Genomic DNA, 8,529 nt, shown 5'->3' with positions numbered 1-8,529 from the left:
AGGGGCCGATCCGATGACTGTAAGACAATCGCGAAATGGACTTGAAAAAGATGGCCAACACCGAAGATTCAGAACCTGTCGTCCAGCTTGTTACGACCAAATCCGACGTTGAAGTCGCCGCCGATCTGAAGCAGCGCCTGCTGCACCAGATCAAGCCGGTGCTCGAAATCTTCGACGAGGCCGCGGCCAGCGGCCTCGTGATCCAGTGGGACAGCATCTCGCCGGTCTCGCCGCGCTACAAGCATGAGGTGACGGGCCTGAGAATCGTGAAATTGCTCTGAGGCGGGATGTGCCGCCCAGGCGCTGCGTGCGATCCGGCGCATGGCATGGAACCAAGCCCGCGATGTGATGTTATCAGGGATTGATTGGAAAGATCGCAGCGATGTCGTTCGATTCATCCGGACAGAAGCACGTCGCGCGCCGCGGGTGGCGCCGCGCGATCGAGACACTCGGGCCGTATCAATCGCTTGCGCTGGTGCTGGTACCGCTTTGTGTGGTCGAGCCGCTCAAACTCGCAGCGGTTGCAATTGCCGGCAACGGGCACTGGCTTACCGGTACAGGGATGATCGTCGCGGCCTATGCGGCGAGCATCTTTGTGGTCGAGCGGCTGTTCGAGCTGGTCAAGCCCAGGCTATTGACGCTCGACTGGTTCGCGTGGCTGTGGGCGAAGTTTGTCGTCTTGCGCGGCCGGGTTGTGTTGTTTTTCACAGCTTGCGCAGCGAGCGCGCAGCCGCCGGTGGACTGACATGAAGGACTTTTCCGACGCATCGTTCTCGCCGGAAGTCATCGAGGCCATGACGGCTGCGCTGCAAGCGTCGACTGCCACGCTGCCCGAGCCGGTGAGTTCGGCGCATGTGCAAGTGCTTGCCGAATCGATCCTGCGCACCGCGAAGACCGGAGAATGGAATCCGGCGGTGCTGCAACGGATCGCGCTGATGGAACTACAGCTCGCCTCGCGGGGCTGAGCGGGCTCGGTCTTCCCTGCACCCCTCCCCGGGAGAGGTGCAGGAAGACACTGATTGTGGCGCTTCGATCAAGCCTCAAATCCCGAGATAGCGGTGCTGCAGGTCGGGCGCAGCCATCAATTGCTCCGAAGTGCCGCTCCACACGGTGCGGCCGCGCTCGATGATGGTGTGGCGGTCGCAGATACGGGTCAGATGCTCGACATTCTTGTCGATCACCAGGATCGATTGACCCTTTGCCTTCAACATCGACAGGCAGTTCCAGATTTCCTCGCGGATCAACGGGGCGAGGCCCTCGGTCGCCTCGTCGAGGATCAGCAGGCGCGGATTGGTCATCAGCGCGCGCCCGATCGCGAGCATCTGCTGCTCGCCGCCGGACAGCGTGTTGCCCATGTTGGCGCCGCGCTCGGCCAACCGTGGAAACAGCGCGTGGATTTTGTCCAGCGTCCAGGGATCGGGCGATTGCAGGCGGTTGCTGGCGGCGGCGACGAGATTCTCGCGCACCGTGAGGTTCGGAAAGATCTGGCGGCCCTCCGGCACCAGCCCAATGCCCAATTGCGCGATCCGGAACGAGGCCAGCCGGCGCACGTCGCGGCCGCCGAAGCGGATCGCGCCGGCACGCGCCGGCGTCAGTCCCATGATCGAGCGGATGGTGGTGGTCTTGCCCATGCCGTTGCGGCCCATCAGCGACACCATTTCGCCGGCTGCGATCGACAACGAAAGGCCGAACAGCACCTGGCTCAGGCCGTAGCAGGTCTCGATCTCTTCGACCTGCAGCAGAGGAATCGCGTCAGACTTGGTTGGATCAGGCAAGCTTGGATCAGACACGGCGCGTCACCACGTGCTGATCGCCGAGATAGGCGCGCCTGACCTCGTCATTGCCGCGGATTTCGGCAGGCACGCCGGAGGCGATGACGCGACCGTAAACCAGGACCGAGATGCGGTCGGCGAGCGCGAATACCGCCTCCATGTCGTGCTCGACCAGCACGATGGTGACCTCGCGCCTGAGCTCGGAGAGCAGTTTTACCATGCGCGCGGATTCGGTGATGCCCAGTCCCGCCATCGGTTCGTCCAGCAGCAAAAGCTGCGGCCTGGTCGCGAGCGCGACCGCCAGTTCGAGCTCGCGCTGTTCGCCGTGGCTCAACCTGGAGACCAGCACATCGGCGCGCGCACCCAGCCCGACGCGTTCCAGCGCGGCCCGTGCGGCGCGGCGCAGCGCCGGCTCCTTGCGCGCATTGCCAAAGAAGCGGAAGGAATGCCCGTCATGGGCCTGCGCCGCCAGCGCGACATTGTCGGCGGCCGTGAAATCAGGCAACAGCGACGTGATCTGGAACGAGCGCGCCAGCCCCAGCGCGCTGCGCCGGAAGGCCGGCAGCCGCGAGATGTCGCGGCCGGCGAGATGGATGCTGCCGCCATGCGGCGCCAAGTGCCCGGTGAGTTGGCTGATCAGCGTGGTCTTGCCGGCGCCGTTCGGACCGATGATGGCGTGCAACTCGCCGCGCACGACATCGAGCGAGACGTGGTCGGTGGCGAGAATGCCGCCGAACCGGCGCACCAGATTGTCGACGCGGAGCAAGGGCTCAGCCACGGGTCAGCCTCCCGAGCAGGCCCATGATGCCGCCACGCCCGAACAGCACGATCAAGAGCAGCAGGGGACCGATGATCAGCCCGGAATATTCGGTGACCCGCGACAGCATCTCCTCCAGCACCAGATAGACCACCGCGCCGATCACCGGCCCGAACAGCGAGCCCATGCCGCCCAGGATCACCATCACCATGAGGTCGCCGGAACGGGTCCAATACATGACGGCGGGGCTGACGAAGTCGGTGTTGTTGGCGAGCAGCGCGCCGGCGAGGCCGCCCATGGTGCCGGCGATGACGAAGCAGACGAGCTGGTAACGCTTGGCCGGGAAGCCGATCGCCTGCATGCGCTGCTCGTTGGAGCGCAGGCCCTGCACCACGAGGCCGAAGCGCGAATTGACGATGCGCCAGATCAAAAAGATCACGCCGAACAGGCAGGCGAGGCAGAGGTAATAGAACTGCACGCGGTTCGACAGATTGACGAGGCCGAAAAAGTCGCTGCGGCTGTCGATGGTGAGGCCGTCGTCGCCGCCATAGCGCGCCAGGCCCGAGGCGACGTAATAGGCCATTTGCGCAAAGGCCAACGTGATCATGATGAAATAGACGCCGCGGGTGCGCAACGACAGCGCGCCGATCACGAGCGCGTAGATCGCCGACGCCGCGAGCGCCACCGGAAACTGGACAAAGCCGGAGCCGATGCCCTCCTGCGCCAGCATGCCGACCGCGTAGCCGCCGATGCCGAGATAGGCGGCATGGCCAAAGCTCATCATGCCGCCATAGCCCATGATGAGGTTGAGGCTGACTGCTGCCAGCGCCAGGATCACGATGCGGGTGAACAGCGTCAGGATGAAGATGTCGCCGGCCGCCCAGGAATAGAGCGGCAGCAGGGCGAGGCCGATGACCGCCAGCACCGCCACCACGTTCCGCACGTTGAAGGACGCCTTCATCGTCGGGTGGCCGGAAACAGCCCTTCGGGGCGAACCACCAGCACCATCGCCATCAACAGATAGATCAGCATCGAGGACAGCGCGGGCGCCGCGGTCGACGCCGTGGCCGAACTCAGAACCTGCCGCAGCAGATCGGGCAGGAAGGCGCGGCCGAGCGTGTCGATCAGGCCGACCAGGATCGCGGCCAGGAACGCGCCGCGGATCGAGCCGATGCCGCCGATCACGATGACGACAAAGGCGAGGATCAGGATGTTCTCGCCCATCCCGATCTGCACGGTGAGGATCGGCGCCTGCATCAGCCCGGCAAGACCTGCGAGCGCGGCACCCAGCCCGAACACCAGCGTGTAGAGGAGCTGGATGTTGATGCCGAGCGCACCGATCATTTCCCGGTTCGATGCGCCGGCGCGGATCAGCATGCCCACCCGGGTCCGCATCACCCCGAGATAGAGCAGCAGCGCCACTGCCAGCGCGACGACGATGATCGCCAGCCGATAGGCCGGATAATAGAAGCCGGGCAGGATCGGGACCGGCACCGTCAGCCATGCCGGCAGCGGCAGCGCCAGCCCGGCCGGCCCCCAGATCAGGCGCACCGCCTCGTTGAAGAACAGGATCAGCCCGAAGGTCGCCAGCACGTGATCGAGATGATCCCGGCCGTAGAGATGCCGGAGCGCGACATATTCCAGCACGACGCCGAGCAGCAGGGTGGCGCCGAGCGCGAGAATGGCACCCAGCACGAAACTTCCGCTCCAGGCCACGAACGTCGCGGCGAAATAAGCGCCCATCATGTAGAGCGAGCCATGGGCGAGATTGACGAGGTCCATGATGCCGAACACCAGGGTCAATCCCGCCGCCAGCAGGAACAGCAAAAGCCCGAACTGCAGGCCATTCAGGATCTGTTCGACGAGCAGCAGCATGGGTCGTTTACGCCAAATCCCGACAAAACAGCGGCGGCACCTGCGCGCCGCCGCCGTCTCCAGCAAATGTCCTAAGCAAGATCCGTGCTCACTTCATCGGGCATCTATCGTGGAAGCGATCCTGATCGTCCTTGACGATGGTCGCAACCGTCTTCAGCGCGAGCTGGCCATCGGCGTCCTTGACCACGTCCTGCAGGTAGAAATTCTGGATCGGGACGTGGTTGTTGCCGTATTTGAACGGCCCGCGCAGCGATTTGAAGTCCGCCTTCTCCATTTCGGCTTTCATCGCGTCCTTCTTGGAGGTGTCGCCGCCGACTGCGACCACCGCGCTGTTGATCAATTGCGCGGCGTCGTAGGCCTGCGCACCGTAATAGGTCGGCCGCAGGTTCGGATATTTCTTGCGATAGTCGGCGACGAAGGTCTTGTTCTGGTCGTTGGGCAGGTCGTTGACCCATTCCTGCGCGCCGGGAACGCCGATTGCGTTGTCCTTCTGCAGCGGCAGCGACAATTCGTCGATGGTGAAGGCGGTGTAGAGCGGCATCTGCGCCTTCAGACCGGCCTGTGCATATTGGTTCAGGAACTGCACGCCGGCAGCCCCCGGATAGAAAACGAAGATCGACTCCGCCTTGGAGTTGCGCGCCTTGGTCAATTCGGCGGAGAAGTCGAGCTGGCTCGGCCATACCGTATATTCCTCGCCCACGACCTGGCCCTTGAAGGTGCTCTTGACGCCGGCCAGCATGTCCTTGCCGGCGGCGTAGTTCGGTCCGATCAGGAACACCGACTTGACGCCCTTCTGGTTCATGTAGAGGCCCATGGCGGCCGGCGTCTGGTCGTTCTGCCAGGAGGTCGAGAACACGTAAGGCGAGCACAATTCGCCGGCGAGCTGCGACGGCCCGGCATTGGCCGAGATCAGGAATGTCTGCGAGTCCACCGCTGACTTCAGCGAGGCGAGCAGCACGTTCGACCAGATATAGCCGGCGATGAAGTCGACATGATCGGACTGCACCAGCTTCTCGGTCTTCTGCTTGCCGATATCCGGTTTCTGCTGGTCGTCCTCATAGATCACCTCGACCGGCTTGCCGGCCATCTTGCGGCCGAGATGGTCGAGCGCGAGCTCGAAGGAATTGCGCATGTCGTTGCCGATCACGGCGGTCGGCCCGCTGAAGGTGGAGACAAAGCCGATCTTGATGGTATCGCCCGCAAATGCCGGGCTCGCCAGCGCCAGCGCTGCGGCGCCCGCAAGCCAAAATGCCGATTTCATTTCACGTCCCCTCCTCATGAACCGTGCCGCGCCGGTGACCGCTTCCATTCTTTCAAAACCCGCAAAGGCCCCATTGTCCGATGTCTCCTGCATTCGCGTCCGACGCGATTTTTGCGCGAGGTCCCAAAGCCGCGGTACGCCCGAACCTGAGGCAGCGTGTCAGGAACCGTCGGTCCGTTGCGTGCACCATAATTCGCAGGAACTGGCGAAGGCAAGAACCATAGTTCCCGTTTGGTTGAGGCGAACGGGCCGCGCCATGCCGCCTCGGACAAGACCCTCGCGGCTTCCGCCAAATACCGGCATGGCTCCGTCGCTGGTCCGGATGCCAGTGGCTGGCCGCCCCTGGCAAAGGGCCGCTTTTCCGGGGACCGACGATGCGTCTGGCTTATCGCGCCATTGCAACAACGGCATTGGAGCAAAAGACGAAGCGTGCACTTAATGCAGCTTGGGCAAGCAAACCGAAGGTCGCGATCTCATGACTGCAACGCCCGCACATCTCCATCGCGTGGTGATCGTCGGCGCCGGATTCGGCGGGCTCGAGACGGCTTATCGGCTGGCCGGCGCGCCGGTCGCCATCACCCTGATCGATCGCCGCAACCATCACCTGTTCCAGCCGCTGTTGTATCAGGTCGCCACCGCGTCGCTGGCGACCTCCGAGATTGCCTGGCCGATCCGCTATCTCTTCCGCGACCGCCCCGAAGTGACGACGCTGTTTGCGACCGTGACCGGCATCGATGCGCAGGACCATCACGTCGTGCTCGATGACGGCAGCCGCCTGCCCTACGACACGCTGGTGCTCGCGACCGGCGCCCGCCACGCTTATTTCGGTCATGACGAATGGGAGCCGTTCGCGCCGGGCCTGAAGACGCTCGAGGACGCCACCACGCTGCGCCGCCACATCCTGGTCGCGTTCGAGCGCGCCGAGCGCGAGAACGATCCGGACAAGCGCGCGGCGCTCCTGACCTTCGTCATCATCGGCGCCGGCCCGACCGGCGTCGAACTCGCCGGCACCATCGCCGAACTGGCACACGCGACCTTGCGGCCCGACTTCCGCAACATCGACACCCGCAAGGCCCGCGTCGTTCTGATCGAAGCAGGCTCGCGCGTGCTCGCGGGATTTCCCGACATGCTGTCGGCCTATGCCCAACGCTCTCTGGAAGATATCGGCGTCGAAGTGATGCTGGGCCAGGCCGTCACCGACTGCAATGCCGACGGCGTCGTCTTTGGCGGCAACAGGTTGGAGGCCAGGACCATGATCTGGGCCGCCGGCGTACGCGCGTCACCCGCGGCCGAATGGCTCGGCGCGCCGGCGGACCGCGCCGGACGGCTGCAGGTTGCGCCGGATCTGACCGTGCCCGATCATCCGGACATCTTCGCGATCGGCGACACCGTCACGATCCCCGCATGGCACGGCCAACCGGTGCCGGGCATCGCGCCGGCGGCCAAGCAGCAGGGGCGCCATGTCGCCGCAACCATCAGGGCTCGACTGGGCGGCAAGACCTTCGGTCCGTTCCGCTACAAGCACGCCGGTAGCCTGGCGCAGATCGGCAAGGGGCACGCGGTGATCGATTTCGGACGCATCAGGCTACGCGGCGCGATCGCCTGGTGGATCTGGGGCATCGCCCACATCTACTTCCTGATCGGCCTGCGCCACCGGTTGAGCGTCGCGCTGAGCTGGCTGTGGAACTACCTGCGCGACCAGCGCGCCGCGCGGCTGATAACCCAGGGCTCAAGCAAGGTAACACGCTGAAGGCGGCGTATCGTGGCGCATGCCCGGTACGTCGCGTGCATCGAGACGGTTTTCAATGTTAGATTGACGATTTACCGTCGCGCTATTAGCGTCGCGCAGCGACAGGGGGCCGCGCCGTGGCGAAAGCAGCAGCCAGGACGAAGCGGACGGGACGCAGGTCCGGCAGTCCATCCGCAAGACGAACTCATCGAAACGGACGCTTGGCAGCAGCGGCGGCAACGCCGGCCGTAGCGGCCGTCATGCCCATGGCGCCGGCGCCGCTCGTCGTACCCGTCACGGCAGCCATGCCGGTCGCCCCCGCACCGGTGGCGCAGGAAACGGCGCCAACGACGCCGCCCAAATCGACCGTCATCAATGCGATCGACCTGCCATCGGTCAGCCTGCAGAGGTTCGACCTGCTGGACTTGCAGCCCTATACCCAGGAGAGGGTGTTCGCGACCACTGCGAGCAGGGACTTTCATCTATTCTATGTCGGGCGCGACGACGTCCACAACATCCTCAAGCACGTGCTGTCGCGGGTCAGCATCTCGCTCTATCTCAACATGTTCGGGTTCGATGACGAAGAACTCAACGACATCCTGATGAAGATCGCGCTCGACGCATCGATCACGATGCTGGTCACGCTGGACAAGAGCCAAGCGAACGGGCCGCACGAGAAGGCGCTGCTGGATGCCGATCGACAGCACAACCTCGCGCTGTTCAACACGCATTTTGTCACCAAGACACATGTGCAGGAGTTCAGCATCGGCCAGTCGGCGACACACCAGATCAGCCACACCAAGGGGTTCGTGGCGGACGGCCGCGTCGCCGGCGAAGGATCGACCAACTGGTCGGCCTCCGGCGAGGGGACCTTTGTCGTCAAGGACTTCCCCGGCGGCGCAGGCTTCAAGGCACAAAACAACACCCAGTCGATCATTACCGATCCGGACACCATCAGCCGCTTCTCGGCGGAACTGGTTGCCGAACACATGGTTGCGCAAAAGCAGGCTGCGGCGGTCAAGGCCGTCGCCAATACGGCGTTGCGGGCCAAGGTCGCCAGGCCGCCGTCGGCGGCCCACGTCGCCGAGCCGCATCCCGGGTTGGTTCACCACCGGCCGCATTGACGCGGCCCGGC

The 8,529-nt window shown here is 64.4% G+C and carries 10 protein-coding genes; 5 read left to right on the top strand and 5 right to left on the bottom strand.

Features of this window, described 5'->3' with window-relative positions; translation table 11 throughout:
* Positions 1-50: 50 nt before the first annotated feature.
* The 3 genes from WCB02_RS31835 (at position 51) to WCB02_RS31825 (ending at position 965) form a co-directional block, all read left to right on the top strand.
* On the top strand, positions 51-281 hold the full coding sequence (locus WCB02_RS31835) for a hypothetical protein (protein WP_423964453.1): 231 nt from the start codon (positions 51-53) through the stop codon (positions 279-281).
* Between the two features lie 101 nt (positions 282-382).
* On the top strand, positions 383-745 hold the full coding sequence (locus tag WCB02_RS31830) for a hypothetical protein (protein ID WP_423964451.1): 363 nt from the start codon (positions 383-385) through the stop codon (positions 743-745).
* 1 nt (position 746) lies between these two features.
* Entirely contained in the window at positions 747-965 is a 219-nt protein-coding gene (locus WCB02_RS31825; protein ID WP_423964449.1) for a hypothetical protein, read from the top strand.
* A 75-nt stretch (positions 966-1,040) separates the two neighbouring features.
* Here the strand turns inward: WCB02_RS31825 and WCB02_RS31820 are convergent, their stop codons facing one another.
* From WCB02_RS31820 to WCB02_RS31800, 5 genes are all read right to left on the bottom strand, one after another.
* Positions 1,041-1,742, bottom strand: a complete 702-nt coding sequence (locus WCB02_RS31820) for an ABC transporter ATP-binding protein (RefSeq protein WP_423964455.1) — start codon at positions 1,740-1,742, stop codon at positions 1,041-1,043.
* A gap of 40 nt (positions 1,743-1,782) precedes the next feature.
* The gene (locus WCB02_RS31815; protein ID WP_423964446.1) at positions 1,783-2,550 is read right to left on the bottom strand and encodes an ABC transporter ATP-binding protein; all 768 of its coding nucleotides are present in this window, start codon (positions 2,548-2,550) and stop codon (positions 1,783-1,785) included.
* Positions 2,543-3,490, bottom strand: coding sequence for a branched-chain amino acid ABC transporter permease (locus tag WCB02_RS31810; RefSeq protein WP_423964443.1), 948 nt, complete (start codon positions 3,488-3,490; stop codon positions 2,543-2,545). The genes WCB02_RS31815 and WCB02_RS31810 overlap by 8 nt, the downstream gene beginning before the upstream one ends.
* Positions 3,487-4,404: a branched-chain amino acid ABC transporter permease gene (locus WCB02_RS31805; RefSeq protein ID WP_423964441.1), complete on the bottom strand. Its 918-nt coding sequence runs from the start codon at positions 4,402-4,404 to the stop codon at positions 3,487-3,489. Before WCB02_RS31805 ends, WCB02_RS31810 begins: the two co-directional genes overlap by 4 nt.
* 88 nt (positions 4,405-4,492) lie before the next feature.
* Positions 4,493-5,665, bottom strand: a complete 1,173-nt coding sequence (locus tag WCB02_RS31800; RefSeq protein WP_423964439.1) for an ABC transporter substrate-binding protein — start codon at positions 5,663-5,665, stop codon at positions 4,493-4,495.
* Positions 5,666-6,140: 475 nt separating this feature from the next.
* On the opposite strand from WCB02_RS31800, the gene WCB02_RS31795 reads away from it, so the two are divergent.
* Together WCB02_RS31795 and WCB02_RS31790 are read left to right on the top strand one after the other, a co-directional pair.
* Positions 6,141-7,415, top strand: coding sequence for an NAD(P)/FAD-dependent oxidoreductase (locus WCB02_RS31795; RefSeq protein ID WP_423964437.1), 1,275 nt, complete (start codon positions 6,141-6,143; stop codon positions 7,413-7,415).
* Positions 7,416-7,660: 245 nt separating this feature from the next.
* Positions 7,661-8,518 (top strand): hypothetical protein, encoded by an 858-nt coding sequence (locus tag WCB02_RS31790; RefSeq protein ID WP_423964434.1) that lies wholly within the window; start codon positions 7,661-7,663, stop codon positions 8,516-8,518.
* Positions 8,519-8,529 lie beyond the last annotated feature (11 nt).

The sequence above is a fragment of the Bradyrhizobium sp. genome (assembly GCF_049581145.1).
Classification (GTDB): domain Bacteria; phylum Pseudomonadota; class Alphaproteobacteria; order Rhizobiales; family Xanthobacteraceae; genus Bradyrhizobium.
This window is presented reverse-complemented; position numbering and strand designations above follow the sequence as displayed.

Coding starts and splice junctions, on each gene's coding strand:
- WCB02_RS31835 (WP_423964453.1), top strand. CDS start 51: ATGGCCAACACCGAAGATTCAGAACCTGTCGTCCAGCTTGTTACGACC.
- WCB02_RS31830 (WP_423964451.1), top strand. CDS start 383: ATGTCGTTCGATTCATCCGGACAGAAGCACGTCGCGCGCCGCGGGTGG.
- WCB02_RS31825 (WP_423964449.1), top strand. CDS start 747: ATGAAGGACTTTTCCGACGCATCGTTCTCGCCGGAAGTCATCGAGGCC.
- WCB02_RS31810 (WP_423964443.1), bottom strand. CDS start 3,490: ATGAAGGCGTCCTTCAACGTGCGGAACGTGGTGGCGGTGCTGGCGGTC.
- WCB02_RS31805 (WP_423964441.1), bottom strand. CDS start 4,404: ATGCTGCTGCTCGTCGAACAGATCCTGAATGGCCTGCAGTTCGGGCTT.
- WCB02_RS31800 (WP_423964439.1), bottom strand. CDS start 5,665: ATGAAATCGGCATTTTGGCTTGCGGGCGCCGCAGCGCTGGCGCTGGCG.
- WCB02_RS31795 (WP_423964437.1), top strand. CDS start 6,141: ATGACTGCAACGCCCGCACATCTCCATCGCGTGGTGATCGTCGGCGCC.
- WCB02_RS31790 (WP_423964434.1), top strand. CDS start 7,661: ATGGCGCCGGCGCCGCTCGTCGTACCCGTCACGGCAGCCATGCCGGTC.